This window comes from Pseudarthrobacter sp. NIBRBAC000502770 (assembly GCF_006517815.1).
Taxonomy (GTDB): domain Bacteria; phylum Actinomycetota; class Actinomycetes; order Actinomycetales; family Micrococcaceae; genus Arthrobacter; species Arthrobacter niigatensis.
In genome coordinates this window covers 4125877-4151792 of record NZ_CP041198.1, presented here as the reverse complement: position 1 = coordinate 4151792, position 25916 = coordinate 4125877, and the positions used below count along the sequence as shown (strand labels likewise).

Genomic DNA, 25916 nt, shown 5'->3' with positions numbered 1-25916 from the left:
GGTATTGCCCTGCCGGCTTGCCTGAGGCGTAGCCTGCAGGGTGGATAACTGGCCCAATGAAGGCACACCGCCGGCCCCCGCGGCGCCTCCAAGGCCGACGGGCCGGCCCGCAGGAGGGGTACGCCTGCCGGCGGGAAGCCGCGCGGGCAGTGAAACACTAACGGAGACAAGGAGCAGAGGTGCCCGGCAGAGAAATTCACGTTCGGATACCTCCGCGTTCAGCCAGCACCGGGACGGGTGCGGCCGGCGCGGCAGCGTACCGGTACCGCGGCGTCCCGAAGCCGGACCCCGCCACGGCCCGAGCCCAACAAGCCCTGGCCATGCTGGCCCAGCTGAGGACGACCCTGGCACTTCGGTCCAGCAGGGTACGTGCCCTCACCGCCGAGTTGGGTGATTGCCTTGCCCAGGCCGTGTGCGATGGCGTGAAGGTTGCCGCTGTCGCGAAGGCCGCCGGACAGCCGGCAGCCAGTATCCGGTCTGCCACACTGGCACGCGGCGAGCTGTACCCGTCCGGCCAAACCCGAAGCGGGCATCTTCACCTCATTGCGGGATTGGCTTCGGAGCTGGCGGCAGCAGAAGGCGCCCGCAGTGACGCGGAAGAACAACGAACGCAGGTACTGGCCCTGGCCAGGAAGTCCCGGCTCCTTGACGACTACCAACTTGCCGGGGCAAGCGGTCTCAAGTCCGACGAAATCCGCAAAATGACCAGGGGCGTCGGCTTGCGTGTGGCTCAGCCCAGTAATCGTCCCGCCTGATCCCCTGCCGGCGGCCTTACGCTCTGCCATCCCCGTTCCAAGGCGAGCTTCCTGTTGTCCCAGGTCCCCGGTTCTTCTACTCCAAGCCATAACAAATCGCTATGTAGGTACATAAAAGCGGACTTTGTGTGACCCACACCGCAAACGTTAACTTGATGTTTGAGGCCGGTCCGCAAAGCCGTAAACACGATTTGCGAGAGAGCTCACAGCAGGACCAACAGGACATTCCACTCAAGATCTCTTTCCGAGAGCCCGGGTTTAGCGGCAACCGGTGTTCACCCATCACCCACGGAGACGAAATGACAGAAACCACACTTCCCAGGAAGACCCCGGTCAAGGCCGCAATCGCGGCCTGGATCGGTACGACGTTGGAGTACTACGACTTCGCGGTGTACGGCACCTCGTCGGCGTTGGTTCTGAACGTGCTCTTCTTTTCACCCGAGCTTCCCCAGGGCCTCAGCGTACTGCTCGCCATGATCACCTTCGCGGTCGGCTACGCGGTGCGCCCCCTCGGCTCCCTCATCCTGGGGCCGCTGGGCGATCGTCGCGGCCGCAAGTTCGTCATGATGATCACACTGTTCGGCATCGGCGGCTGCACCTTCCTGATCGGGTGCCTGCCCACATACGCCCAAATCGGTCCTCTTGCTCCAGTCTTGCTCGTGCTGATCCGCGTCATCCAGGGACTGTGCCTTTCCGGTGAGCAGCCCAGTGCCATCACCATGAGCCTGGAGCATGCTTCCGAAGGCCGGCGCGGGTTCCTCGCGAGCTTCACCACCTTGGGTTCCTCCTCCGGCACGCTGCTTACCCTGTTGGTCTTCATCCCGATCGCCGCCATGCCCTCGGAGCAGTTGCTGAGCTGGGGTTGGCGGCTGCCGTTCTGGGCCTCCGCCCTCGTAGTCGTAGCTGCCTACCTGATCCGCCGCCACATCGAGGAGCCGCCGGAGTTCGTAAAGGCCCAGGCCGCCAAGGTGAACGTTGCTCCCCTCCGGCATCTTCTGCGCTTCCACTGGCGTGCGGTGCTGCGGATCGTGTTCTGTGCCCTCATCGCGGGCACGAGCTACATGATGCAGACCTTCTCGGTGGCATTCGGTACCGCCGGATACAAGCTGGATAAGCCGACCATGCTCCTGACGACCACGGTCTCGGCCGTAATCGCGCTCGGCATCACGCCCCTGGCAGGATTCCTTGTGGACAAGATCGGCCGCAAGACGATGTTCCTCATCGCAACAGGCGGCGTGGGCGTCACGATGGTCCCCTACCTGTGGTCAATCACGACCGGGAACTGGTCGCTGATCTTCCTGTTTGGCATCATCAACTACTCCCTCTTCTACTCAATGGTGAACGCGTCCTGGCCGTCATTCTTCGCGGAGATGTTCCCCGGCCGCCTGCGCGTCTCCGGGCTCGCTCTTGGCACCCAGGTCGGCTTCGCCATCTCGGGCGTCATCGGCCCCGTTCTCTCGACAGCACTCGCCGGCCCCGACCTGAAGGACTGGGTCGGACCGTCCATGGTCGCGCTCGGGTTCATGGTCCTGGCAGGAGCCTCAGCCCTCACCGCCAAGGAGACCAGGAAGTTCACCCTCAAGGAGCTCGACGAGGTGCAGCAGAGCGAGCGGGAAACGTCCGTGCTCACGGCCGCGGCCATGTCCCCAAGCCCAGCTGCCCGCGGCCTCGCTGGTTAGACCCAAGAGCGGGATGACGGGATATCTCTCTTGAAATGATCACGGACTCGCGGTACGTCCCACAACGTTGATTCCGTTGTGAACAAGTGAAGACCTCTTAGTGACGGCACCAACAGCCAACCACTAAGAGGTCTTCCTGTTGCCAGGGCCGCCGCACCACCAATACCCGCGTACCCTGGTTCCGGTCCGGAAGACCCTGGCCAGCCGCCCCGAACAGGTGCTGGGATAGTGTCGTCAACTGCTGGCGATGTGGAGGCGATGGCATGGCACGGCTGGACGGGCGTATTGCGTTGGTGACCGGTGCCACCGGTGGGATAGGGCGGGCAGTAGCTGCCGGCCTCGCCCGCGAAGGTGCAACGGTGGTGGTCGTGGGCCGGAGTGTGGCGCGGGCCCAGGCGGTGATGGCGGATATCCGCACCCACGTTCCGGGAGCGGACCTTGAGCCACTCGCCTGTGACCTGTCACTGCAGTCTTCGATTCGCTCTGCCGTGGACCAGTTCCGCTCCCGTCACGGCAGGCTGGATGTGCTGGTGAACGCGGCCGGCGTGTTCCGCAAAGAACGCCACGAAACTGCCGAAGGGCTGGAACTCACCTTCGCCACGAACGTGATGTCCTACTACCTGGTCACCGGGCTCCTGCTGGACGACCTCAGGAAGGAAGCGTCCGCCGCGCTGCCGTCACGCGTCATCAATATTGCGTCCAAGTACGGTAACGTCCGGATCCCCTTCGATGACCTGCAGACAGCGACGGGGAAATACAGCTTCCTGCGTTCCACGCCGCCCACCATGCTGGGCCGGGTCCTCCTGACCCAGGAATTCGCCGCCAGGCTGCGTGGAACCGGGGTGGTGGTCAACGCCGTCCATCCCGGACTGGTGAAGAACACGGGGCTGTTACAGGACGTGGGCGGCCCGTTCCGGTGGATCACGAACACCTTGGGAAAGTCGGCAGAGAAAGCTGCCGACACGCCCCTCTGGCTGGCAACCTCGCCCGAAACGGCGGGGCTGACCGGCAAGCTGTGGGCAGGCCGGAAGGAGCTTCCCACCCCCGGCATGGGTTCTGACCCGGAGGCGCGGCGGCGGTTGTGGGACGCCTGTGCCGGGCTGGCAGGGAACGACTTCCGGTGACCAACGCCGTTCGCGCCCGCCTCAGGGGGCCGGATGCCGGGGCACGGGAATTAGTTGCGCCCATCCGGCGTTGTCGATCTGTTCAGAACAATCTGGACAACTAAAGCTCGACAGGAGAAAACACCACATGTCAGTTGACTACGACGCTCCGCGGGTGGCTCCCGAGGAGGAGCCGAATGTCGCCCTGGAGGAGCTGAAGTCCGATAAGTCCGGCCGCCGGGAGGCCGCTCCCGACATGGATGAAACGGACCTCGCGGATAGCTTTGAGCTGCCCGGCGCCGATCTCTCCAACGAGGAACTCCTCATCCAGGTGGTTCCGGTGCAGGCCGACGAATTCACGTGCATGTCCTGCTTCCTGGTGCACCACCGCAGCCAGTTGGCCCGTGAGAAGGACGGCAAGAAGTACTGCAAGGAATGTGAAGGCTAGCAGGGGGACAATGGCGGCCAGGTTTGGATTTCAACTAATGGAATCCGGGCTCGTGGCCCGGGCGTGGGACGGCCATGCTGGAACTCACGCTCCGGCAAGGCCGGCCGACTGGAAAGAAGGAAACCATGTCCCTCAGCGTTGAGGAAATGAACACGCAGCTCCCGGTGGCCAACGCGCTGCCCGGCGAGGCAGTCCCGTATTACATGGCGTCGGGCGAAGGCGCGCGCTACGAAATCAACGGCCAGTTGGTCACGGTCATTGCCCGCACCGCCGACACCGGGGGCATCTTCAGCGCTGCCTACATCTCCGGCGGCATGGGAGCCGAATCCCCGTTCGTCAGCCACAAGGTGGAGCACAAGACGCTCTACGTTTTCGACGGGATCCTGCATGTCTGGCTGCCGGGCGAGAGCCGCATCCTGACCCCCGGCGATTCGGTGGTCATCCCGCCCAACACCCCGCACGCCTACCGGATGGCCAGCCACTACACCCGCTTCCTGAACTGGATGACCCCTGGCGGCGGCGAGGCTTACTACGAGCGGGTGGGCACGCCCATCGATTCGCACGTCCCGCCGGTGCGCGCCGGCCACAAGGCCAGCCTGCAGGAGCAGGCAGAGGTGGGCGCCGAGTTCGGCATCACGTTCCCCGACGTTGAGCGTGTGGCGCCGTCGTTCAAGCACGACGCCGGGCTGCCGCCCACACAGAGCCCGTACTTCCTCAGCGCCGGAGAGGGTGAGCGCATGGTCAGCTACCAGACCATGTTCACCTACCTGTCCCGGCCCGCCAACACCGGCTCCAACTACTTCGCCGTGCACACCAAGGGCGCCAAATCCCCCTACATTCCGCTGCACTTCCACTCGCAGCACACGGAGAACTTCCTCTGCACCGAGGGCCGGATGTGGCTCTACGCCAACGGCCGGGAGATGCTCCTGACCAAGGGCGACTTTGTGCATGCCCCCGCCGGAACCGTCCACTCGTTCGCGCTCGATGCCCACAACACCCAGATGGTGGGTTTCCTGACGCCGTCGGTGTTCAACGGGTTCTTTGAGTACTTCAACAAGCCCACGGAGGACTACATGTACACCGAGGGCGGCGAACCGTACATGGACATGGAGGGCTTCGGCCGTGCCCAGGCCGAGATGGACCTGACCGTCGTCGGCCCTCCGCCGCAGCGCCGCGCGGCCCTGGACATCCCCTAACCCCACCCAATACGTAAGGCCCGGACTTCCGAGAGGAAATCCGGGCCTTACGTATTTGTGGGAGGGTGGGTCAGGGGGTGGCTTGCCTGACGAGTTCGCGGCCGTAGTCGTTGCCGTTGGGGGTGCGGACCACGGTGTGCATGTGGAACGGGGCGGGCTCATCGTTGCTGAGGAACACGCCGGTGTGGTGGTCCAGTTCCAGCACCACCACCGGGCTCTGCACCCGGAAGTAGAAGGCCTCCTCCCCCTCCCAGCCGCCGATCCAGCTGAAGAACGTCTCTGAATAGTGTTCCTGGATCTCCCGGCGGCGCGCGGCCCGTGGACCGTCGGGCAGGTAGGCGATGAAGTCCTCCACCACCGCGTCCAGCAAGTCACGGGCCCCGGCCGGCAGTTCCGCCACCCGGATGCCCTCGTACGGAATCACCCGGTTGTCCTGGAAACAGCCACCCAGGTGCCGTTCGTCGCCCGGGTGGAGGCGGCCTTCGGGCATGGCAGGATCCACCATCTCCGCGTAAACAACAGCACGGTCCCGCAGGTCCACAGGCAGGGCGGCCATCAGCTGCCGGGCCAGGGTGATGCGCTCCTTGAACACTATGACGCCCTTATGCGGGCCGGCGTCGATCATGTCCGGCTCTGCGCCCATGAACACCGGCGAGACCACCAGCTGCGTCCCGGCCACCAGGCAGTTCAGCGCCGCGTGGTGGCCGAAGAGCTGCCACCCCCACGGCGCCGTCTCGGACGGCTCCCCATACAGGGCGAAGTTGTAGCTGAACTCGTTCATGAGCAGCGGCAGCTCCACCAGGTCACCCAGGAACCCGTTGATGCGCATCAGGTTCCGCACCAGCTCCAATCCGGAAGCGCTCAGGCTTGCTTCCACCACGCCCAGGGCGGCGTCGCGGACCGGTGGTTCCAGCTCGTCCAGCCGCAGCCCGGTGTCGTGCTGCATGAACTCGGGGTTGGCCCAGCTCTGCCACTCCGGCGCGTCCACGGCGTAGCGAAGCTTTCCGGCCTGGTCCGCGGCGGCGGCGCCAAGCAGCTTCCGCGCCGCAGCCACCATGTCCGCGGTGGGTGCTTCCTCCCCGGGGCGGGCAGGCACCAGCGGATAGAGGGCCTCCCGGCGGACGCCGTCGCTGGTGATGCCCGTGAACGGCTGCGGGTAGAGCTTCCGCCAGCCTTCGATCATGGGCCCGGCGAACGCATCGGCCTTGGCCGCCTCGGCGTATTCGCGGGCAGCCAGCCCCCGAATGTCCGCTACGCGGGGATGGTCCGGGGCAAAGAGGAAATCACGGAATGACGGCGTCGACACGGGCGCTCCTGGTTTGGATGGAAGGTGCAGATTCTTCGGGACGTGCGGGCGGGAAAGCCGGCGCCCAGCCCGCGGCGACGGAGAGCGCGGCGGCGGCCTCCACCGGGGAGTTGCCGCGCCAGGCCACGTGCTGGTCGGGACGGACCAGCACGGCGGCGGCACCCCACAGCTGGGACAGGGGGGTTCCGTCCTCGGAAGGCCCGACGGCGGCGACGGTCACCGGGATGCCCTGCCGGGCACCGGCGGCCAGGACCGGCCCGAAAACTCCGCCCGCGTCCACCCCGCCCAGCGATCCGGCGTCGGCCAGCAAAGTGAAGCCCGCACCAAGGGCGCTGTACAGGGAACGGGAATCCGCCAGCCAGGCGTGCGGCAGCAGGGCCCCCGGAGCAGCGGACGGAACGTAGCGGATGGGGTCCTCATCGGGGAGGGCTGAACCGTCCGGCACCACCACGGGTGAGCCGCCGTAGTCGTAGCCCAGCACCAGGCCCAGGGAATCAAACTCGCTCTGCTTCACGGCGAGTGCCCGGTGCGCAGCCCGGCGGGCCGCTTCCCCCGCAGGGCCGGCCGCAACGAGCTCCAGGTCTGCGAAGTGGTAGGCCAGGGCCTTGCCGTTGGTGGCGGCGTCGCGGATGGTGCGCGCAGCCACCGGGCGGCGTTCTGTCCCGTAGCTGGCAAGCAGCCCGGGGCCGGCCCAGCCGTTGACGGTGGCGGCGAGCTTCCAGGCCAGGTTGGCGGCGTCGCCGATGCAGGTGTTGAACCCGTGGCCTCCCCAGGGCGGGTTGAGGTGGGCGGCGTCCCCCACCAGGAAGACGTTGCCGCGGCTGTATTCGGGCGCGAGCAGCATCCGGGCCGTCCAGGGGTCGGTGGCCACCACCTCGATGTCCACGGCCGGGCCCACCAGGGAGCGGACCATCGCGGCTGCCTCCCCCGCGGTGGGGTTGACGGACGGATCCACGCCCTGGACGATCGCCCACCACATGCCGTCACGGTCCATGGGTCCCACCATGCCGGCGGTCTCCGAGCCCACTACCCAGTACTGCACGGCCGGGGCCAAGGACACAGCGGACGCCAAGGACGCCGAGCGGAAGAGGATGCTGATGTTGGACAGCTCGGCGGAGCCGCCTTCCAGCCGCAGCCCCAGGCTGCGCCGCACGGCGGAGGATCCGCCGTCGGCCCCGATGACGTACTCCGCGGCGGTGGTGCGTTCGGCCCCGTCAGGATCCCGGACGACGACGGCGCAGGGTTCCGTGGCTGCCCCGCCTTCCGGGACACTGACGCCAGTGACGGTCCAGCCGGCCAGGAACGTCACCAGCGGGTGGCTTTCGACGGCGGCCCGGAGCACCTCCTCGAGGACGGGCTGGGGCACCTGCTGGCCGCACTCCGGCTGCGGCCCGTACCGGCCTGGAACCAGTTGGAAGGCGTTGCGGAACCGCCGCAGCTCATGGGCAGAAGGGCCGGTGAGGCCGGTGCAGAAGATGACGTCCTGTGCGTACTCCACCGGCAGCGGCGCCGCGTCCCGGAGGACCTCGGCGAGGCCCAGCCGGCGCAGGTGCGTCATGGTGCGGGCATTGGTGGTCTTGGCACGCGGCCGGGTGTGGTCCAGCGCTGTCCGCGGTTCGATGACGGTACTGGGCACCCCCCGGGAGGCGAGGTCCAGGGCGAGGAAGAGTCCGCTGGGTCCTCCTCCGGCAACCAGGACCTGCACCTCCGACGGCAGGTCCGCGGCGGTATGGAAGCCGTTCATCAGGCACGGCTCCGCAGGGAGATGTCGCCCACCGGCGTGGTCAGGGTGCCGAGCTTCTCGATCTCCACTTCCACGGTGTCGCCGGGCTGGAGGAGCCACTGCGGGGTACGGGCGTAGCCCACGCCTTCGGGGGTGCCCGTGGCGATGACGTCGCCCGGGTGCAGGGTGAAGGTTTCGCTGATGAGCGAGATGATGGCCGGGACGGAGAAGATCATGTCCCGGGTGTTTCCGTTCTGGGCTTCGATCCCATTGACGCGGGTGCGGACCTGGAGCCCGTTGCGCAGGTCGCCCACCTCGTCGCGGCTCACCACGGGACCCAGGGGGCCGCTGAAATCGCCGTTCTTGCCCAGGGTCCACTGCGACGTGAGCTTCTGGGCCCTGCGGGAGGTGATGTCGTTGAACGTGGAGTAGCCAAAGACGGCATCGGCAGCGGTGTCCTCGCCGGCGGACTCCACGCGGCGGCCGATGTAGGCGGCCACTTCGCCTTCCCAGTCCAGCCCTGCCTCGCCCGCCGGGACCGGGACCGGGACGTTGCCCACGGACAGGGAGGCCGTCCAACGGGCAAACAGCGTGGGGTACGGCGGAAGTTCCTGGTCCTTGAAGCTGCCCTCGGCCACATGCGCCTTGTAGTTCAGCCCGACGCAGATCACCCGCGCGGAGGCCGGGACCAGCGGGACTTCGGTGACGCTGCCGCGCTCCAGCCAGCCGTCGTCGTCGGAGGCTCCAGCATGTGCAGCGCCGGCAACCAGGGCTGCGGCCTTGTCCTGCCAGCCCTCGGCGTCGGCCCAGAATTCGTCGACCGATGTGAGCGGGAGGACGCGGGAGCCGGCCAGCGCCGCTGCCCAGGGTCCGCCGTGGTGGGTGATGCCGATGAACTGCATGGGAGGCCTTTCGGTCTGGTCCGGGGTGCGCGTATTGCCCCCGCATGGTGGTGGGAAATCAGTGCTGTTCCGACTGGCGGCGGAGGAAATCGATGGTGGCGGCAATGGCCCGTTCCGCGGCGCCGCTGTTGCCGTCCGGGCTGGCCCACATGTGGTCCGCACCATCCAGCAGGAGGAGTTCGACGGCGTTGCCCGCGCCTTCGAGCGCCGCGGCCAGCGAGGTGGACTGCTCCACGGGGACGAAGCGGTCCGCCGTTCCATGGATGAGGAGGAAGGGCGGGGCGCCTGCGTGGACGTAGCCGAGGGGGCTTGCGGCCCTGGCCTTGTCCGGGGCGTCGGCGGGCTGCGCGCCGATCAGCAGTGCTTCGCGGGAACCGGGGTCATCCGCCCGGGCTACGGCGTCCGGCCGTGCCTGTCCCCCCATCCGGAGCAGGTCAGTGGGCGGGTACCAGGCCACGACGCCGGCAACTGAGTCGTCACCGTCCGGCCCGTCGTTGCCGCCCCGGCCTGGAAAGTCCGGGGCCCCCGCGGTCAGGCCCACGAGGGCGGCGAGGTGGCCGCCGGCCGAGTCTCCCCAGGCGTAGATGCGGTGTGGGTCCACGCCGTATTCGGCCGCGTGGCTGCGGAGCCAGCGGACGGCCGCCTTGGCGTCCTCCAGCTGGGCAGGAAACGTGGCACCCGTGCTGAGGCGATAGTCGGCAGAGGCCACCACGAACCCGGCATCTGCCAGCTGCCCGATGGGGCTGAGCCCTAAACCGTCAACAGCGGGGCCCAGCGAAGACCGCTCCCCCGTCCGCCAACCGCCGCCGTGGAAGTGGACCACCGCCGGCCGGCCGCCCGGGTGCGTTTCTCCTGTGGGAAGGTAGAGGTCCAGCAGCAGCGGCTCCGCGTTCTGTGGCCGGGCAAACTCGATCCCCTTGAGGATCTGCCGTCCCGTCATCGTTGACTCCATGTGTGGCGCGCCGTTTCTGTGCTGTGTTGGCCGGACTGCTGAATGGGCTGGGCGGGCCCGCAACGGGACCCGCATCCATGGATTCAACTCTGTGGCATGGGCAGGGATGCACGCGCTGGCAGTTTCACTGATTGAAACTGGTTCGCCCGGAACAGGGCGCTGGGAAGATCCGGGTGCGCCGGCGGTTGCACGGGCAGGCGGCCCGGGAGCTGCTGAGGGTTCCCGCAGCTGGCGCTTAGCTGACCAGGACCTGCGTGGCGGATTCCTTCAGTTTGCCGTTGGCCCATTTCATCTGGCGGATGGTCTGCGGGTGGCACTTCTGTGCCAGGGCCAGCAGGTTCTTGTCCTTCATCCCCTGGGCGGCCTGGGCCAGCAGTTCCCAGTCGGCTGACACCCCGCAGGCCTTCAGGTAGAGCTCGCGGAGGTCGCGCAGCAGCAGCATCCCGGTTTCGGGGCGCCTGCCCACCATCTCGCTGCCCTTTTCCCTGATGGTTTCCATTAGCCCTGCCTCGCCGCGGGGCTCCGGGTCCAGGTTTTGGCCGTAGTTTTTGGCGATGTCCGCGATGTCCCGGACGTGCTGCTGCGACCAGCGTGCCAGGTCCCGGGCCAGGTGGTGGATCTCGTGGTCTACCTTGTGCCGCTCGGAGATGACCAGCAGGTGGTGCGCCAGGTCGTTCTCGGAGCGGTGCATTTCCTCCAGTACCAGCCCGAATTTCATCGTGCCCCTCCTGCCGTTTCGGTGGCCTCGCCAGTTTCGGTGGCCTCGTCCGCCAAAGCGGTGGGTATGCCCTTGGTCCTGGCGTCTTCCGGGAAGTACCCGGCAGGTGCCGATGCCGTGGTGGTGGGCGCCGGAGCGGGTCCGTCGCCGCCGGAAACGCGGGTGATGCGGGCGGCCGCCGTTTTGAAGATGGGCTGCTTGGACGCCGCGTCCCAGTCGGTGATGGTCAGTTCGTTCGCAGCCCTGCCGGCCCCGTCCGGCTGGTGTCCGCCATCGGTGTCCCAGTAGCCGTAATGGAAGGGCAGGAAGAGGACGCCGTTGCGGATGCCGCTGATCCGCACCTTGGCACGGACGGACCCGCGCGGTGTCTCCACCTCCGCAAGGTCGCCTTCGGCAATCCCGTACGCGCCGGCGTCGTCTGCTGACAACTCAACCCACACGTCGGGCGCGGCAGCCTGCAGCTCAGGTGCCCGCCCGGTCTTGGTGCGGGTGTGGAACTGGTAGAGCGTGCGGCCGGTGATGAGCTGGAGCGGGAAGTCCTGGCTGGGCAGCTCGTGCGGCGGCATGTATTCGGCGGCCTTGATGATGGCCTTGCCCTCGGGGTTCAGGGCCTTGTACTCCGTGGGTTCCACTGGCGCACCGGTGATGAGGTCGCGGCCGTAGGTTTCGCAGTACCCGGGGTGCGCCCAGAACTTCCCGTCAGCGTAGATGCGTTCCGTACCGTCCGGGTTCTCCTCGTTGCAGGGCCACTGGATGCCTGAGCCGCCGCGCAGTTTGTCGTAGGTGATGCCGGTGTAGTCGCAGGGCCTGCCGCGGGTGCATTCCTTCCAGGCTTCGAAGGCCGATTCGGGGTCGTGCCACTTGATCAGCGGCTGCCCGTCCTTGTCCTGCAGGCCCATGCGGTGGGCGTAGTCGATGAAGATCTCCAGGTCCGGCCGGGCCTCGCCCGGCGGGTCAACGGCTTTCTCGGAGAGGTGGACGGTGCGGTCCACGTTGGTGAAGGTCCCGGTCTTTTCGCCCCAGGTGGCGGCGGGAAGGACGACGTCGGCCAGCTGGGCCGTCTCGGAGAGGAAGATATCCTGCACCACCAGGAACAGGCGGTCCTGTTCCAGGATGCCGCGGATGCGTGCCAGCTCGGGCAGCGAGACGGCAGGGTTGGTCCCGCTGACCCACAGCATCCGGATGGAACCGTCCTCCGCGTACCGCATCATCTGCATAACGTGCGTGGGCGGGGAGTAATGCGGGATGGACATGGGATCGACGTTCCAGACCCGGGCCAGGTCCTGGATGTGCGCGTCGTTGGACCAGTTCCGGAAGGCGGCAAGGTCGCCGTCGGCCCCGCATTCGCGGGTGTTTTCGGCAGTGGGCTGGCCGTTCATTTGCAGGATGCCGCAACCGGGCCTGCCGAGCATTCCGCGAATGATGTTGACGTTGTTGACCTGGACCGCTGCTGCGGTGGCCTGGTTGGACTGGTAGAAGCCCTGCAGCACCGTGGACAGCAGCCGCTCCGCGTGGCCGATGATGCCGGCCGCCTCGGTGATCTGCTCTTCCGGGACACCGCAGATTTCCGCCACGAGTGCCGGCGGGTAGTTCTTAACCTCATTTTCGAGTTCGGAGTACCCCACGGTGTGCGCCTGGATGTACTCCCGGTCCACCCAGCCGTTGGTGATGATCTCGTGCAGGATGCCGTTCATCAGGGCCACGTTGGTGCCTGGCCGCGGCGCCAGGTGCACGGTGGCGGCCCTGGCCACGGGCGTCATGCGCGGGTCCACGCAGATGATCTTGGGCGGGTTGGCGCCGGCCAGCCGGTCGAGCATCCGGGTCCAGAGGACGGTCTGGGTTTCGGCCACGTTGTGCCCGTACAGGGCGATGACATCGGCGTGGTCCACGTCCGTGTAGGAGCCGGGCTGCCCGTCGCAGCCGAAGGATTCCTTCAGCGCCTCCCCCGCCGTCGCCGTGCACAGCCGGGTGTTGCCGTCCACGTGGTTGGTGCCGATGCCGCCGTGCGCCAGCGTGCCCAGGGTGTAGTACTCCTCGGAGAAGAGCTGGCCGGTGGTGTAGAAGCCGAGGGCGCTGGGGCCCTGCTCCGCCAGCAGCGCCTTGGACTTGTCCACGACGCGCTGCATGGCGGTGTCCCAGTCTGTTTCCACCAGCTTCCCGCCCTCGCGGATGAGGGGTTTGGTGAGCCGGTCCGGGGACGCGTTCGCCTGCCAGCCGTACAGGTCCTTGGGGCCCAGCCGGCCGTGATTGACGCGGTCTACGGCCCGTCCCCGCACGCCAACGATTCTGTTGTCCTTGACCGCGATGTCCATGGCGTCGCCGTTGGAGTGCAGGAGCGAGGCCGTCTGGACCCACCGGTCCACGTCCTCCGGAGCCACTCCTTCGGCCAGGTGGGTGTCCACCCTGACGGGCCAGTCACCGCCGCTGCCGTACGGTGTCCGTGTCCCCCATGGTTCAGCTATCCGGTCGATCCGAGCCATCTGTCCATCTCCTTACGGGAACTGGCGGACAGCGTCGAAACAGCGCTGTCCCTACCGGATCCTGTACCCGGAATGGCGGGCCGGAAACGCGCCCCTTAGGCCTGCGTGTCCTGCAGCGGCCGCCGGGCGAGCCAGGCGGCCACGATGGCACCGGAGATGTTGTGCCAGAGCGAGAAGACCGCGGACGGCAGTGCAGCCAGCGGGGTGAAGTGCGCGGTGGCGAGCGTCGCCGCCAGGCCGGAGTTCTGCATGCCCACTTCGAAGGCGAGGGCGCGGCGGGCCTTGTCATCCAGGCGGCCCAGCTTGCCGGCCAGGTACCCAAGGCCCAGCCCGAAGCCGTTGTGCAGCACCACGGCAAGGAACACGATGGCCCCGGCGTCGATGATCTTGTTGGCGCTGCCGGCCACCACGATGGCCACGATCAGGGAAATTACGACGGCGGACGCCCACGGCAGCGCGGGCAGCACCTTGGCGACGAGCTTCTTGAGGAAGACCCGGGCGAGGAGGCCGGCGACCACCGGCAGCAGCACGGTCTTGACGATGTCCAGGACCATGCCGGCGGCGTCGATCTGCAGGTAGGAGCCGGCCAGGAACAGGACCAGCAGCGGGGTGACGATCGGGGCGATCAGGGTGGAGACCGAGGCCACCGCCACGGAGAGGGCAACATCGCCCTTGGCCAGGAAGGCCATGACGTTCGAGGCTGTGCCGGAGGGGGCGCAGCCCACCAGGATCACGCCGACTGCCAGTTCGGGCGGAAGGTTGAGGGCGCCTGCGATCAGCCAGCCGGCGCCGGGCATGATGACGTAGTGCGCCACGATCCCCAGGGCCACGGCCCACGGCCGCTTGGCTACCGCGGCGAAGTCCGGCGGAGTCAGGGTCAGGCCCATGCAGAACATGATGATGCCGAGCAGGTAGGGCACGCTGGGGGCCATGGGCTTGAAAAGGCCGGGGAGCAGGAACCCGAGAATGCCTGCGACAACCACCAGGATGGGGAACACTGTCACCGCGATGCGGGCGATTTTGCTTTCCGCTTCGAGCGCGGGGTTGACGGGTATCCCGTCCGAATTCTGGGGTTTAGTTGCCTCAAGCATCCAATCATGGTGGCACCGGCTGGTATGGTTCCGCCAATTGATGACCGTGAACGGTAACAACGGCGGAACCATACCGGCGGCAGTCCCGGAGGGGGTTCCGCCCTTAGAGCTGTTTCCGGAGCTCCATCTTTCGGATCTTGCCGCTGGCGGTACGCGGCATCTCCTCCACCACCACCATTGACTTGGGGATCTTGTAGCGGGCAAGCCTGCCGTCGAGGAAGCTGCGCAGCTGCTCCGCAGTCAGCGATTCCCCCTCCCGCAGCGTCACGATCGCTTGGGGGACCTCGCCCCATTTGTCATCCGGGACGCCGATGACGGCGACGCTGCCCACAGCGCTGTGCTCGGAGATGACCGCCTCCACCTCCGCCGGGTAGATGTTCTCCCCGCCGGAAATGATCATGTCCTTGAGCCGGTCAGAGACGAACAGGAAGCCTTCCTGGTCGCGGTAGCCCATGTCGCCCGAGCGGAACCAGGCGCCGTCCGCATAGCTGGCGGCTGTGGCCTCCGGCCGGTTCCAGTACTCCTTGATGACGTTGGGTCCGGAGATCTGGATTTCCCCCACCTCGCCCGGTTCCACCGTGCCGCCCATGGGATCGGCGATCCGGACGTCGGTGAAGAAGTGCGGCAGTCCGGCCGAACCCGCCTTTTCCCGCGACCGGTCCACGGGGAGCATGGTGACGCCGGGGGCTGTTTCGGTCATGCCGTAGCAGCTGGTGAAACCGATGCCGCGGTCCTCGTACGCGTCCAGGACCCGGCGGGGAATCGCTGAGCCACCGCAGGTCAGCTTGTCCAGGGAGCTGAGGTCGGCCGCCGCCCAGCCCGGATCTTCGCAGAGCAGCTGGAACGTGGTGGGCACTCCGTTGAGGGTGGTCACCTTGTGTTTCCGGATGAGTTCCAGGACCCGGGCGGGATCGAACTTCGCCTCAAGGACCACGGTGGCCCCCTTGAGGAGCATCGGCAGCAGCCCCATGTCCAGGGACGCCACGTGGAACAGCGGCGAAATCATCAGCGCCACGTCGTTGCGGTTCAAGTCCATGTCCACGATGGTGTTGATGCAGTTCCACGTGATGTTCCCGTGCGTCAGTAAGGCGCCTTTGGGTTTGCCCGTGGTGCCGGAGGTGTACAGGATCATGGCGCCGTCGTCGTGGCCCACCGGCACGTCGATGGGTTCGCCGGCTGCCCCCTGCAGCGCCTCCCCGTAAGACACAACCACTGCAGAATGTTCGACGGCGGCCGGTGACGTGGCGGCGGAAGGTTCCGCCCCGCCGTCGGCCGTTACGACCATGCGGTGGGTTACCGCCGTTCCTTGCACGGCAGCGGAGGCGGAGGCCTCCAGGGCGCCGGCGTTGACCAGGAGCCGGGCTCCGGAATCCTGGAGCTGGAACTGCAGCTCCGGCGGTGCCAGCCGGGTGTTGAGCGGGACGAAGATGGCGCCGAGGAGGCCGCAGGCGAAGAACGTTTCCACGAACGAAGGGTGGTTCTCCCCCAGGTAGGCCACCCGGTCCCCCTTGGCCACTCCGCGGTCGCGGAGCGCGTTGGCCAGGCGGTCCGTCCGTTCGGCGAGCTCTTCGTAGCTCAGGGTGCCCGCTGCTGACAGCAGGGCCGTCTTGGCGCCCGACTTGCGGCGGCGGCGCTGCAGCCAGGAGCCAACTCCGTTGTTGTCCATGGTTCTCCTAACGGACCGTGGTGAGGTCGTTGTTCTTAGATTCCCGCGTCAGGGCGATGAAGACAATCGAGACCAGCGCCATGACGGACAGGAACACCACCACCGGGAGGATGCTTTGCCCGGAGTCCTTGTAGAGGCCGGCGATGATGCCCGGCGTGAAGCCGGCGCCGATGAGGGTGGCCAGCTGGTAGCCCACCGCGGCACCGGTGTAGCGGGAGGTGGTGCCGAACTGTTCGGACACGAATGCTGCCAGCGGCCCGTAGAGGGAGGAGTGCAGGATCAGCGCCACAGTGAAGGCCACGAACACCATGGCAACGTTGCCCGAGCCAAGCATCCCGAACATCGGGAAGAGGTACGCAATGAACAGTGCCAGGCCGGTGATCATCACCGGGCGGCGGCCGAAGCGGTCCGAAAGGCGGCCGCCCAGGAGGACGAAGACGATGGAAATGGCCGAGGCCCCGGCGAACGCGTAGAGCACGCCCTGCTGCGGTGCGCCCTTGGACACGGCGTAGGTCACCGAGAAGGTGGGCAGCACCACCTGCAGGCCGAACCCGGCAGCCCCGGCGAACATGATCATGATCAGTGCCTTGGGCCGGCGGAGCACGTCCAGCAGCGGGATCTTGCGCTTGGCGCCCTGTGCTTCTTCCTTGGCCACGGCCTCGGCGAAGATGGGGCTTTCAGAAACGCGGAGGCGCACGAACATGCCCACGATCAGGAGCACGAAGGACAGCAGGAACGGCACGCGCCAGCCCCAGGCCAGGAAGGCATCCTGCGGCAGGGCCGAGAAGGCACCCATCACCAGGGTGCCCAGCACGGCGCCGGTGGGCGCCCCGGCGTTGACGAACGACGCCGCGAAGCCGCGCCGTTTCGGGTCCGCGTGCTCCAGTGCCATGAGCGCCGCCCCGCCCCATTCACCGCCGACGGCGATGCCCTGGCAGACCCGCAGCAGCACCAGGATCACGGCGCCCCACGGCCCGATGATGCCGGCGCCGGGAATCAGGCCGATGAGGGTGGAGGCGATGCCCATCATGGCCATGGAGATGATCAGCATCCCCTTGCGGCCCACCTTGTCACCAAAGTGTCCGAAGATGATGCCGCCCAGCGGCCTGGCCACGTATCCGGCGGCGAAGGTGGCGTAGGCGGCCACGACGCCTACCCATTCGTCCGTGCCGGCGAAGAAGACCTTGGGGAAGGCCACCGCTGCGGCCGTGGCGTAGAGCAGAAAGTCGTAGAACTCGATGGTGCTGCCCAGATAGCTGGACAGGATGACCGTGCGCGCTTCCTTGCGCTTGGCGGCCGTGCCCGCAGGTGCGAGCGTGGTGTGTCCGGACATGGCTGTTCCTAAAGACGGAGGAATGTGGGGTTTTTGGGGTTGCCTGAGGCGGCGGCGCCGGGGCGCCGCCTGGGGGTTGGAACTGCTGTTACTGGTGGAAGTGGCTTACTTGTAGAAGCGGCTTACTTGTAGAAGCGGGCCAGGAATTCGGCCACGACGGCGGGGCGTTCCTGGCCTTCGATCTCGATGGTGGCGTTGACCTTGATCTGGGCGCCGCCCTTGACCTCGGTGACGTCGGCGATGGTGGCCTGCATACGGACCTTGGAGCCGACCTTGACCGGGGAGGTGAAGCGGACCTTGTCCAGGCCGTAGTTGACCTTGGTGGTGACGCCTTCGACGTCGAACAGCTCCCCCCAAAACGGGATGATCAGCGAGAGCGTGAGGAAGCCGTGGGCGATGGGGGCGCCGAACGGGCCGTCCTTGGCGCGTTCGGGGTCGGTGTGGATCCACTGCTGGTCGTCCGTGGCGTCCGCGAACTGGTTGATCTGGTCCTGGGTGATCTGGCGGTAGTCGGTGGTGCCGAGGTCCTTGCCGGACAGGGTGAGCAGGGTGTCGAAATCGACGACGAGATTGGGCATCGTTGCCTCCTGGCAGTTGTTTGTTGGTTGGGGAAGTAGTGGTTCAGCGGGTGAAGGCGCTTTCGCCGGTGAGGGCGCGGCCGATGATGAGGGCGTTGATCTCGTGGGTGCCTTCGTAGGAGTAGACGGCTTCGGCGTCGGCGTGGAAGCGGGCGACGCCGGCGGCGAGGGTGATGCCGTTGCCGCCCACCACCTCACGGGCCAGCGCTACGGTGTCGCGCATGAACAGGGATGTCTGCATCTTGGCCAGGGCGGAGTCCTGGTCGCGGTAGATGCCTTTGGCCTGCTGCTCGGTGAGCCTGACCACCAGGGACAGGCTGGCCGTGACGTTGCCGAGCATGCGGGCCAGTTTCTCCTGGACCAGCTGGAAGGAACCCAGGGTGCGGCCGAACTGACGGCGTTCGTTGACGTAGGCGAGGGCGGCTTCGAAGGCGCCGGCGGCGATGCCGGTGGCGATCCAGGCGACGTCCGAGCGCATGGCCCGGAGCATTGCCGCGACGTCCCTGAAGGAGTTCACGTTGTGCAGGCGCATGGCCTCGGGGACGCGGACACCGGTGAGGGTGATGTGGGCGTTCTGCATCATCCGCAGTGCCGTCTTCCCGTGGATCTTCTCCAGGGTGACGCCGTCGGCTGTCCGGTCCACGAGGAAGGCCTTGACCTGCCCGTCTGCGGTGTCCCGGGCGAATACCGCGAGGACGTCCGCGGTGGCGGCGCCGCCGATCCAGCGTTTGGCGCCGTCCAGGATCCAGCTGCCGTCGGGCTGCCGCCGGGCGGTGGTGGAGAGTCCGCCGGCGATGTCCGATCCGGATTCCGGTTCGGTCAGCGAGAACACGCCCTTGAGCGAGAAGTCGATGACCTTGGGCATCCATTCGGCCTGCTGTTCCGCCGAGGCACCCACGCGGATGGCTGTCCGGAACAGGCCGGCCTGGGCGGTGTACCAGGTGGCCAGGGACGCGTCGGTGCGGGCAAGTTCGAAGATCCGGAAGCCCTGGTAAATTCCACGGGCCGGACCGTCGGCCGTGAGGCCGGCAGGTTCCATCAGGTCGAGGTCGATCAGCGGCCGGGCGAGCTGCTCCGGAAATTCGCCGCGTTCCCAGTACTCGGCCAGCAGGGGCCTGGCTTCCGCGTCCAGGAAGGACCGCAGCCGGGACAGGACCTGGCGTTCTTCCGGCGTCAGGAGGGACTCGGCGTCGTACCAATCCGCTGCCTCATAGAGCCGGGCACCCGGGCCGGCCTTCGCCGTCGTCAACGTTCCCATCTCAGCCTCCCAACCCGAGGAGCCGCACCGCGTTGTCCTTGAGGATCTTGGGCCGGACCTCGTCCTTCAGGGGCAGCTCCGCGAAGGCACCGAGCCATTTCTGCGGGGTGATCAGCGGGAAGTCGGTGCCGAACAGCACCTTGTCCTGGAGATAGGAGTTGGAAGCCTTCACCAGCGATTCCGGGAAGTACTTGGGCGACCAGCCGGAGAGGTCGATGAAAACGTTGGCCTTGTGCGTGGCGATGGAGTTGGCCTCGTCCTGCCACGGCACCGAGGGGTGGGCCATGATGATCTGCAGGCCGGGGAAATCCGCGGCCACCGCGTCCAGCAGCAGGGGGTTGGAGTAGGCGAGCTTGATGCCGTACCCACCGGGAAGGCCTGCGCCCATGCCGTTCTGCCCGGTGTGGAAGATAGCGGGCAGGCCGAGTTCCTGGAGGGTCTCCCACAACGGGTAGAAGCGCTCGCTGGACGGGTCGAAGCCCTGCAGGGACGGGTGGAACTTGAAGCCGCGCGCGCCGAGTTCTATGGCCTGGTGCTTGGCCCCGGCGATGGCGTCCTCGCCGGTGCGCGGGTCCACGCTGCCGAACGGGATCAGTACATCGTTGTTCCGGGCGGCGCCGGCGATGAGTTCCGGGATGCTGTTGGGTTCGTGCTTGAGCTGGGTGCGGGCGTCGACCGTGAAGACGACGGCGGCCATGTTCAGTTCGCGGTACACCTCGGCGATGCGGTCCAGGGACGGGGTGCGGTCCTCGGCCTTGAAGTACTTGGCCGAGGCTTCGGTCAGTTCCTCCGGCAGGGAGCCGTGGCCGCAGCTGTCCACCTCGAGGTGGACGTGCATGTCGATGGCGTCGAGTTTGGCCGGGTCGATGCCCAGTTCGTAGCGGTCGGCCATGGTCAGCGGGCCTCGGCGGGCTGTGCGGGCTTCAGGTCCTCCGGCAGCGGGAGGAATTCCTCGCCGTAAGTCTGGAGGGTTTCGGCCGTGAACAGCTGGCCGGCGTTTTCCTGCAGCGCCTCGTAGCTCCAGCCGCCCTCGCGGTATTCGGTGGTGGCCGGTTCCGGGTGGGTCCAGACCTGGAGCCGGTCACCGCCGGCTCCGATGGCCTGGCCGGTGATGGTGGCTGCCTCGTCGGAGGCGAGGAAGGCAACCAGTCCGGAGACGTCGTCGGCCGTTCCAAAGCCCAGGTCGTGGCGGAAGAAGGACGGCATGGCCTCGCCGCGTTCGTCGGCCTCCACGGCTTTCTGGAAGTAGGGGACGGTCTTGGTCATGGCTGTGGCGGCGACGGGGATGACGCTGTTGACCGTGACGCCGGCCTTCTTCATTTCCAGCGCCCAGGTGCGGACCATGCCCACGATCCCGGCCTTGGCGGCGGCGTAGTTGGTCTGGCCGAAGTTGCCGCGCTGGCCCGTGGGCGAACCGATGGTGATGATGCGGCCGGCGACGTTGTGCTCCTTGAAGTACGCGTAGGCCTCGCGGACGCAGGTGAAGGTGCCCTTGAGGTGGACGTTGATGACCAGGTCGAAGTCCTCGTCCGTCATCTTCAGCAGGGACTTGTCCCGCAGGATTCCGGCGTTGGTGACCAGGATGTCCAGGCGGCCGAACGTGTCGACGGCTCCGGCCACCAGCGCCTTGGCGGCGTCCGTCGTCCCTACCGGAACCACCACCGCGGTGGCCCGGCCGCCGTCGGCCTCGATCTGCGCGACGGCCTGCGCGGCCGTGTCGGCGTTCACGTCATTGATGACGACGGCGGCGCCCTGGCGGGCCAGTTCCCTTGCGTAGGCAAGGCCGAGGCCCTGCCCGCTGCCGGTGACGATTGCAACCTTGCCGTTCAAGCTCATGGCCTGCTCCTTCGCATGCGCCGGCCGAAGCCGTTGGGGTGGTCCCACTGCGGTGTGAGATCCTTGTTGAAATCAATGAAATTACGGATCATTGAAAAAGTCAACGATTGTTTTTTACACCGGAGTTGTGATGGCCACCTTGGGCACCGAAGTTCAGACCCCCCGCCTTGCGGCAGCCAGGATCGGCAGTGATGTGGGCCTGCTGCTGGCCAAGCTGCATGCTGCCGGCTCGGTGCTGAACAACAAGGCGTTGGCTGACTTCGGGCTGCGGGAGCGGTCCTTCTCCATCCTGACGCTGGCGTGCAGCGGGCTGGAGCCTACGCAGCGGGAACTGGCGGATTTCCTCAGCCTGGACCCGAGCCAGGTGGTCACCCTCGTGGACGACCTGGAACGCCGCGGCCTGGTGGAACGGGCGCAGGGCAAGCAGGACCGGCGCGCCAAGATCATCGTCTCCACGGCCGAGGGCCGCAGGATGCATGCGAAGGCCCGCACTGCCATGGACGAGGCCGAGCTGGACCAGCTGGCCGGGCTTTCCGGGGAGGAGTCGCAGGAACTGAAGCGGCTTTTACGCAAAGCCCTCTGGGGCGCGTCCGAATAGGCGCTGCCGGCCGAGCGGGTCCGTCGCAAGCGTGCTTTTTGGGTGTCCTATAACTAACGAAGCGTGCAGCGAGTCGAGCGCGGGGTAATACGACATAGTTACCAGAACCATGTGGCCCCACGAGTAGGGGCAGCTTCGACAACTCGTCCGAGGACCGCTGAGACGTTGCCTGTCACAAGGGTTTCGAGGCAGTCTGAGGCGTAGCGGTTAGGGCACCCTCACCGTGCATGTCATCGTTCGGGGTAAACGTGCATATCAGGGGTCGGCAACGAAGCTGAGGGATGAATCCATGCCCGGGCTCACATCCGTGAGCATAGCGGCGTAGCAAAAGTACGCCCGCTGAAGGACCGGCTAACGGGCATATCGCAAGACGACATTGTTCCGGTTGCCGATCCTACCTCAGCGCCCTTTTGGTGCCTTGCGACTAACGTTTTGATGATTATGACCATAGACGGTGCAATCGGGGAACCAGGCCCCAAGAACCTGTCAGAGCTCAGGTGGGCTGGAGATACCCAGCCCGTGTGGTTCCTTGACCTCGTCCAACCGCAGATTGGCGGTGGAAAATTTGATCCAGGAGATCTCCTGCGGATCGAGGCACGCCCTGAAGCGACGGCGCTTCGTATCAGCGGGCTGGACCAGGCTGTGTTTGAGCGACTAGTTTCCAGCTACGGACAACAGTTCACAGCAATTGAGTTCTGGAAGTGCCCCAGAATTGAAGACCTCACCCCGCTTGAGGACCTATCAGGGCTCCGGATGGTCTCGTTCTATTGGAATCAGCGGTCCGCGCGACTATGGAACCTATCCCGTACGCCACATTTGACTGAGTTACGGGTACAGGACTTCACACGCTTTCATCGGCTGGATGACCTCTCGGCCGGACACGCACTAAAGGAACTCATCCTCGGCGACGCGGTATGGAACAAGACCACTTTCGAGACGCTGGAGCCCTTGGCCTCGCTGACGGGATTACTCAGCCTAAGCTTGCTTCCGAAAAGCATCGACGATGGTCGGATCCAGCCTCTTGGTAAACTTACCGACCTCGAAAATCTACAGATACCTTTCAACCTGTTCACGACAGAGCAGATCGCTTGGCTCCGAGCACGGCTGCCTGAAACACTGGAATCGGAAGCATTGAAGGCCATTCTCCCGCTTAGGACACCCTTCGACCTTGCCGGTAAGCCTCGCGACGTTCTCTTGATCGGGAAGCGTAAGCCCTGGCTCAACGCTGAACAGGACGCAGCAAGGATCCACAAGCACGTTTCCAGCTTCGAACAACTCTTGGCCAGCTTTCGAAGCGATCCGAGCCTCGAGCCGAAGTGACAAATCGCGCTAGACGCGAGTACTCCATGAACCCGCGGCCCATCCGACGCTATGGTGTCCGTTCAAGGATCGGTCAACGGGCAATAGCCGTCGTGTTGGATGTGCCGCTGCTTGAATAGGGCTTACGGCCTGAACGATCGACTTAGGAAATCTGACGTGACACAACTGATAAAGGAAGCACACGATTCCTGGGACCGGGGAAGGTGGCGCAACCCGCCGGTGCGTGTCATCGCTGATGGTCGGACTCTGCGGGTAACCGCAGCCGAGAACAGTGATGCGTGGAGGCACACCTCGTACGGCTTCGTCCATGACAGTGCGCATGCCCTGTTGGCACCGCTGCCCGCTGAGGGGGCCGTGGAGGTTTCATTCCTCCTGAATTACACCGAGCAGTTCGACCAGGCGGGAATCTATCTGCACGTTTCGGACTCCGTTTGGATCAAGGCCGGCGTGGAGGTGTCCGACGGGGTTCCCCAGGTTGGGGCCGTCGTAACACGCGGGGTATCCGACTGGTCGGTGGCACCAGTCCCTGAGTGGATCAATCAGGAAATCACAGTGCGGCTGAGCAGGGCCGGTAACGCCGTCACCATCAGGGCTCGCGCCGGGGATGAGTCTTTCCGGCTCGTCCGCGTTGCTCCTCTGGATGAAACAGTAAATGCCGAGGTCGGCCCATTTTGTGCCTCGCCCACTCGGGCTAACCTCACGACCACCTTCACCCGATGGGTTGAGACCAATGCAGACGCAACCCTGCACCCTGAACACGACTGACGCCGCAGCACCCGGGTCAGCGAACGATGAAGACGGCGATCTTCACCGAGTCCGGGTAGCGCTCGCCGGTGCCCACCGCGACGACATGGTTCAGCCACCCCCACGCCTCGGAGGCGGTGGAAAACCTCAACGAGCAGCGGAAGTAGATGGCGTCCGGATCCACTGCGTCACCCCGGTTCAGCCGGGCGATGTCCGCCGCGGAGCCGTAGCGGAGGGCGCTGTTGTGTACATGAATCAATGCCCCGTCCTCCGCCTCAACAACGTAGCGGGCATCGAGTTCGGTCAGTTCCGGGCTGTGGAGGGTCTGGAAATCCGCGCCGCCGGGCAGCACCGTGCCGCTGAGGGCGGGCCCCGTCATGGAACCGCCGGTGATCGGTATGATCCTGCGGTGTCCCGTGGGAGCCGGGCCGACGTCAATGGGTGTTTCCACCATGACACGCAGCTCCGTCAGGAACTCCAGGGGCGGCGGTACACGAGTGCTCACAGCAGGCCAACCGTCAGGCGGCTGGGGTGGGAGGAACCAACATGGATGCGCTGGTTGGCGGTTACGGCAACTCCCGATTCGTAGGCGAGCTTGCCGGTGTTAAGGTTCCGGTCCCAGCGCGGGTGGCAGCTTGAGGTGACCTGTACGCGCAGCCGCTCCCCCGGCGCAAAAGTCAACGCCGTCTCCCAGAGGGAGATGGTGTACTCGTAAACCCGATCCGGCTCGATGGCAGAGGGCGGGCATCCCTCCTTGAACAGCCCGGTTTCCGCGTAGGCGTCGCGCCAGGACGCCCGGACGATGCCGTCGGCAATGCCCAGGGAAACACCGTCCGCCGACACCTTGCAGAGCCGGACAACCCAGTCCGTGTCCACGGCGCTGGATGATGCGAACAACGTTGCGGTGACGGCACCGAAAATGGTGGTGGCCTCGGTGAAGGGCTCCGTGGTGAAGACGGCGACGTCGGCCCGCGCCTCCACGGCGTCCTGCCGTGCCGGTCCCGCAGGAAAGGCGCCGGCCAACATGGTGGCCCCCCGATGGTGGGGACCGCGTCCAGCGGATCGTAGGCGTACTCAACATTTCCGTCCGCACCCGCCTGGTCCAGCAGCTCCCCGCCGGCGGAGAAGAACCACGACCTCTGCCCTGAGGGAACCGGAAGTTCATCAAAGCCGCGCCAGCGGTTCTCGCCCAGGAAGTACACCAGCACCGGGGGGACCGCAGCGATGGCCGCTTCGTCCTCCTTGAGGACGGCGTCGAACCAGGCCGTATGGAGGGACGACAGATCTCCACGGCCATCGACGATGCCGGAGGACGCGGCCGCGCCGAAGTGGATGTCCGGGTACCCGCCGGTGAGGTTGGTGTGCGTCCACGGACCCAGGATGAGGCGGGGTTCCATACCGGGGAAGGTCTTGCTGAGGGCCGCCTGGCGGCGGTACTGGTCCAGCGTGTTGGGGGCGAAGATATCGAACCAGCCGCCGATGTGCAGCGTTGGCAGCGGCACCGCCGCATCGGAAGCGGCATCCCACAACCGGCAGAAATCACTCCCCGGCCCCTCCCCCGCCGACGGAATGACCTCGCTGCGAAGGAAGGTGCCCACTCTGGGCTCCAGGTCCCGCAGCGGCAGGACGCCGTAGCAGGAACCATCAGCAAATCCAGCGTCCAGGGCAAGCCATTCCTGGAGCTCTTTCGCGCGCCGCTCGGGATCGTCAGCATGTTCCCGCATCAGTTCATTGAGCGAAATCGAGGCATGGCCCCAGGCCAGGCGGCTGCCCAGCTCATGGGCGCCGCCCCGGTACAGCGCGCCGTTGTTGGCGTTGCCGCCCGCCGAGACCCCCGGGGCCAGGGCCTTTAGCCCGGCCGGGGCGTACCGGGCTGCACGCCACTGGGTTTCCGCGAAGTAGGACCGGCCCCACATGCCCACGCGGCCGTTGGACCACGGAAGGCGCGCGGCCCACTCCACCGTTGTGGCGCCGTCGGACGCTTCATTGACCGAGGGCTCAAACCTGCCGTCCGAGCCGAACCTGCCGCGGCAGTCCTGCATCACCACCACGTACCCGGCCGCCGCAACGGTCAACGGATTGAAGTAGGCCGAGTTGACCGCCAGGTCCCGCCCGTAGGGAGTGCGCGTGAGCAGCACCGGGAAGGTGCTGCCCGGCGCGTCCGGCCGGTAAACGGTGGACCGGAGGATGGTTCCGTCGGTCATGGTTGCTTCAACATCGCCGTCGACGA

The 25916-nt window shown here is 66.4% G+C and carries 23 protein-coding genes and 1 pseudogene; 8 read left to right on the top strand and 16 right to left on the bottom strand.

Annotated elements, in window-relative coordinates:
* Window positions 1-179: 179 nt before the first annotated feature.
* The 5 genes from NIBR502770_RS19765 (at window position 180) to NIBR502770_RS19745 (ending at window position 5181) form a co-directional block, all read left to right on the top strand.
* Window positions 180-755 (top strand): hypothetical protein, encoded by a 576-nt coding sequence (locus tag NIBR502770_RS19765; protein ID WP_246839796.1) that lies wholly within the window; start codon window positions 180-182, stop codon window positions 753-755.
* Between the two features lie 299 nt (window positions 756-1054).
* Window positions 1055-2434 (top strand): MFS transporter, encoded by a 1380-nt coding sequence (locus tag NIBR502770_RS19760; protein WP_141158467.1) that lies wholly within the window; start codon window positions 1055-1057, stop codon window positions 2432-2434.
* A 263-nt stretch (window positions 2435-2697) separates the two neighbouring features.
* Window positions 2698-3558 carry an SDR family NAD(P)-dependent oxidoreductase gene (locus tag NIBR502770_RS19755; RefSeq protein ID WP_141183087.1) on the top strand — a complete coding sequence of 287 codons (861 nt, stop codon included), beginning with the start codon at window positions 2698-2700 and terminating at the stop codon, window positions 3556-3558.
* 127 nt (window positions 3559-3685) lie between these two features.
* On the top strand, window positions 3686-3985 hold the full coding sequence (locus NIBR502770_RS19750) for a DUF4193 domain-containing protein (RefSeq protein ID WP_141158469.1): 300 nt from the start codon (window positions 3686-3688) through the stop codon (window positions 3983-3985).
* 125 nt (window positions 3986-4110) lie between these two features.
* Window positions 4111-5181, top strand: a complete 1071-nt coding sequence (locus tag NIBR502770_RS19745) for a quercetin 2,3-dioxygenase (RefSeq protein ID WP_141183086.1) — start codon at window positions 4111-4113, stop codon at window positions 5179-5181.
* A 70-nt stretch (window positions 5182-5251) separates the two neighbouring features.
* Here NIBR502770_RS19745 and NIBR502770_RS19740 read toward each other — a convergent pair whose 3' ends face one another.
* From NIBR502770_RS19740 to NIBR502770_RS19680, 13 genes are all read right to left on the bottom strand, one after another.
* A complete protein-coding gene (locus tag NIBR502770_RS19740; RefSeq protein ID WP_141183085.1) occupies window positions 5252-6487 on the bottom strand; it encodes a DUF3500 domain-containing protein in 1236 nt (411 codons plus the stop codon).
* A complete protein-coding gene (locus NIBR502770_RS19735; RefSeq protein WP_141183084.1) occupies window positions 6465-8231 on the bottom strand; it encodes an FAD-dependent monooxygenase in 1767 nt (588 codons plus the stop codon). The genes NIBR502770_RS19740 and NIBR502770_RS19735 overlap by 23 nt, the downstream gene beginning before the upstream one ends.
* On the bottom strand, window positions 8231-9112 hold the full coding sequence (locus NIBR502770_RS19730; RefSeq protein WP_141183083.1) for a fumarylacetoacetate hydrolase family protein: 882 nt from the start codon (window positions 9110-9112) through the stop codon (window positions 8231-8233). Before NIBR502770_RS19730 ends, NIBR502770_RS19735 begins: the two co-directional genes overlap by 1 nt.
* Before the next feature lie 58 nt (window positions 9113-9170).
* Complete coding sequence (locus tag NIBR502770_RS19725; protein ID WP_141183082.1) at window positions 9171-10139, bottom strand: alpha/beta hydrolase; 969 nt, start codon at window positions 10137-10139, stop codon at window positions 9171-9173.
* 160 nt (window positions 10140-10299) lie between these two features.
* The gene (locus tag NIBR502770_RS19720; RefSeq protein ID WP_141183081.1) at window positions 10300-10782 is read right to left on the bottom strand and encodes a hypothetical protein; all 483 of its coding nucleotides are present in this window, start codon (window positions 10780-10782) and stop codon (window positions 10300-10302) included.
* On the bottom strand, window positions 10779-13262 hold the full coding sequence (locus NIBR502770_RS19715) for a molybdopterin oxidoreductase family protein (RefSeq protein WP_141183080.1): 2484 nt from the start codon (window positions 13260-13262) through the stop codon (window positions 10779-10781). Before NIBR502770_RS19715 ends, NIBR502770_RS19720 begins: the two co-directional genes overlap by 4 nt.
* Window positions 13263-13357: 95 nt before the next feature.
* Window positions 13358-14353, bottom strand: a complete 996-nt coding sequence (locus NIBR502770_RS19710; protein ID WP_141183079.1) for a bile acid:sodium symporter family protein — start codon at window positions 14351-14353, stop codon at window positions 13358-13360.
* 103 nt (window positions 14354-14456) lie between these two features.
* Window positions 14457-16019, bottom strand: coding sequence for an o-succinylbenzoate--CoA ligase (gene menE / locus NIBR502770_RS19705; RefSeq protein ID WP_141183078.1), 1563 nt, complete (start codon window positions 16017-16019; stop codon window positions 14457-14459).
* Window positions 16020-16026: 7 nt separating this feature from the next.
* On the bottom strand, window positions 16027-17352 hold the full coding sequence (locus NIBR502770_RS19700; protein ID WP_141183077.1) for an MFS transporter: 1326 nt from the start codon (window positions 17350-17352) through the stop codon (window positions 16027-16029).
* A 122-nt stretch (window positions 17353-17474) separates the two neighbouring features.
* Window positions 17475-17930, bottom strand: coding sequence for a MaoC family dehydratase (locus tag NIBR502770_RS19695; RefSeq protein ID WP_141183076.1), 456 nt, complete (start codon window positions 17928-17930; stop codon window positions 17475-17477).
* A 43-nt stretch (window positions 17931-17973) separates the two neighbouring features.
* Window positions 17974-19188, bottom strand: coding sequence for an acyl-CoA dehydrogenase family protein (locus NIBR502770_RS19690; protein WP_141183075.1), 1215 nt, complete (start codon window positions 19186-19188; stop codon window positions 17974-17976).
* Between the two features lies 1 nt (window position 19189).
* Complete coding sequence (locus tag NIBR502770_RS19685) at window positions 19190-20080, bottom strand: amidohydrolase family protein (protein WP_141183074.1); 891 nt, start codon at window positions 20078-20080, stop codon at window positions 19190-19192.
* Between the two features lie 2 nt (window positions 20081-20082).
* On the bottom strand, window positions 20083-21024 hold the full coding sequence (locus NIBR502770_RS19680; protein ID WP_141183073.1) for an SDR family NAD(P)-dependent oxidoreductase: 942 nt from the start codon (window positions 21022-21024) through the stop codon (window positions 20083-20085).
* A gap of 130 nt (window positions 21025-21154) precedes the next feature.
* On the opposite strand from NIBR502770_RS19680, the gene NIBR502770_RS21730 reads away from it, so the two are divergent.
* From NIBR502770_RS21730 to NIBR502770_RS19665, 3 genes are all read left to right on the top strand, one after another.
* Window positions 21155-21622: a MarR family winged helix-turn-helix transcriptional regulator gene (locus NIBR502770_RS21730; protein ID WP_141183072.1), complete on the top strand. Its 468-nt coding sequence runs from the start codon at window positions 21155-21157 to the stop codon at window positions 21620-21622.
* Window positions 21623-22063: 441 nt separating this feature from the next.
* The gene (locus NIBR502770_RS19670) at window positions 22064-22942 is read left to right on the top strand and encodes a hypothetical protein (RefSeq protein ID WP_141183071.1); all 879 of its coding nucleotides are present in this window, start codon (window positions 22064-22066) and stop codon (window positions 22940-22942) included.
* Between the two features lie 156 nt (window positions 22943-23098).
* Window positions 23099-23707, top strand: a complete 609-nt coding sequence (locus NIBR502770_RS19665; RefSeq protein ID WP_371416478.1) for a DUF1349 domain-containing protein — start codon at window positions 23099-23101, stop codon at window positions 23705-23707.
* Window positions 23708-23723: 16 nt separating this feature from the next.
* Here NIBR502770_RS19665 and NIBR502770_RS19660 read toward each other — a convergent pair whose 3' ends face one another.
* The 3 genes and pseudogenes from NIBR502770_RS19660 to NIBR502770_RS19655 form a co-directional block, all read right to left on the bottom strand.
* Complete coding sequence (locus tag NIBR502770_RS19660) at window positions 23724-24191, bottom strand: DUF3237 domain-containing protein (protein WP_141183070.1); 468 nt, start codon at window positions 24189-24191, stop codon at window positions 23724-23726.
* Window positions 24188-24712 carry a CocE/NonD family hydrolase gene (locus NIBR502770_RS21710; RefSeq protein ID WP_246839797.1) on the bottom strand — a complete coding sequence of 175 codons (525 nt, stop codon included), beginning with the start codon at window positions 24710-24712 and terminating at the stop codon, window positions 24188-24190. Before NIBR502770_RS21710 ends, NIBR502770_RS19660 begins: the two co-directional genes overlap by 4 nt.
* 71 nt (window positions 24713-24783) lie before the next feature.
* Window positions 24784-25890 (bottom strand): annotated as a pseudogene (locus NIBR502770_RS19655) (CocE/NonD family hydrolase); the annotation flags it as partial.
* Between the last annotated feature and the right edge of the window lie 26 nt (window positions 25891-25916).

What these genes read in the sequence shown, in the direction of transcription:
- NIBR502770_RS19760 (WP_141158467.1), top strand. Translation starts at nt 1,055, where the DNA reads ATGACAGAAACCACACTTCCCAGGAAGACCCCGGTCAAGGCCGCAATC.
- NIBR502770_RS19755 (WP_141183087.1), top strand. Translation starts at nt 2,698, where the DNA reads ATGGCACGGCTGGACGGGCGTATTGCGTTGGTGACCGGTGCCACCGGT.
- NIBR502770_RS19750 (WP_141158469.1), top strand. Translation starts at nt 3,686, where the DNA reads ATGTCAGTTGACTACGACGCTCCGCGGGTGGCTCCCGAGGAGGAGCCG.
- NIBR502770_RS19745 (WP_141183086.1), top strand. Translation starts at nt 4,111, where the DNA reads ATGTCCCTCAGCGTTGAGGAAATGAACACGCAGCTCCCGGTGGCCAAC.
- NIBR502770_RS19735 (WP_141183084.1), bottom strand. Translation starts at nt 8,231, where the DNA reads ATGAACGGCTTCCATACCGCCGCGGACCTGCCGTCGGAGGTGCAGGTC.
- NIBR502770_RS19730 (WP_141183083.1), bottom strand. Translation starts at nt 9,112, where the DNA reads ATGCAGTTCATCGGCATCACCCACCACGGCGGACCCTGGGCAGCGGCG.
- NIBR502770_RS19725 (WP_141183082.1), bottom strand. Translation starts at nt 10,139, where the DNA reads ATGCGGGTCCCGTTGCGGGCCCGCCCAGCCCATTCAGCAGTCCGGCCA.
- NIBR502770_RS19720 (WP_141183081.1), bottom strand. Translation starts at nt 10,782, where the DNA reads ATGAAATTCGGGCTGGTACTGGAGGAAATGCACCGCTCCGAGAACGAC.
- NIBR502770_RS19715 (WP_141183080.1), bottom strand. Translation starts at nt 13,262, where the DNA reads ATGGCTCGGATCGACCGGATAGCTGAACCATGGGGGACACGGACACCG.
- NIBR502770_RS19710 (WP_141183079.1), bottom strand. Translation starts at nt 14,353, where the DNA reads ATGCTTGAGGCAACTAAACCCCAGAATTCGGACGGGATACCCGTCAAC.
- menE (WP_141183078.1), bottom strand. Translation starts at nt 16,019, where the DNA reads ATGGACAACAACGGAGTTGGCTCCTGGCTGCAGCGCCGCCGCCGCAAG.
- NIBR502770_RS19700 (WP_141183077.1), bottom strand. Translation starts at nt 17,352, where the DNA reads ATGTCCGGACACACCACGCTCGCACCTGCGGGCACGGCCGCCAAGCGC.
- NIBR502770_RS19695 (WP_141183076.1), bottom strand. Translation starts at nt 17,930, where the DNA reads ATGCCCAATCTCGTCGTCGATTTCGACACCCTGCTCACCCTGTCCGGC.
- NIBR502770_RS19690 (WP_141183075.1), bottom strand. Translation starts at nt 19,188, where the DNA reads ATGGGAACGTTGACGACGGCGAAGGCCGGCCCGGGTGCCCGGCTCTAT.
- NIBR502770_RS19685 (WP_141183074.1), bottom strand. Translation starts at nt 20,080, where the DNA reads ATGGCCGACCGCTACGAACTGGGCATCGACCCGGCCAAACTCGACGCC.
- NIBR502770_RS19680 (WP_141183073.1), bottom strand. Translation starts at nt 21,024, where the DNA reads ATGAGCTTGAACGGCAAGGTTGCAATCGTCACCGGCAGCGGGCAGGGC.
- NIBR502770_RS21730 (WP_141183072.1), top strand. Translation starts at nt 21,155, where the DNA reads ATGGCCACCTTGGGCACCGAAGTTCAGACCCCCCGCCTTGCGGCAGCC.
- NIBR502770_RS19670 (WP_141183071.1), top strand. Translation starts at nt 22,064, where the DNA reads ATGACCATAGACGGTGCAATCGGGGAACCAGGCCCCAAGAACCTGTCA.
- NIBR502770_RS21710 (WP_246839797.1), bottom strand. Translation starts at nt 24,712, where the DNA reads ATGTTGGCCGGCGCCTTTCCTGCGGGACCGGCACGGCAGGACGCCGTG.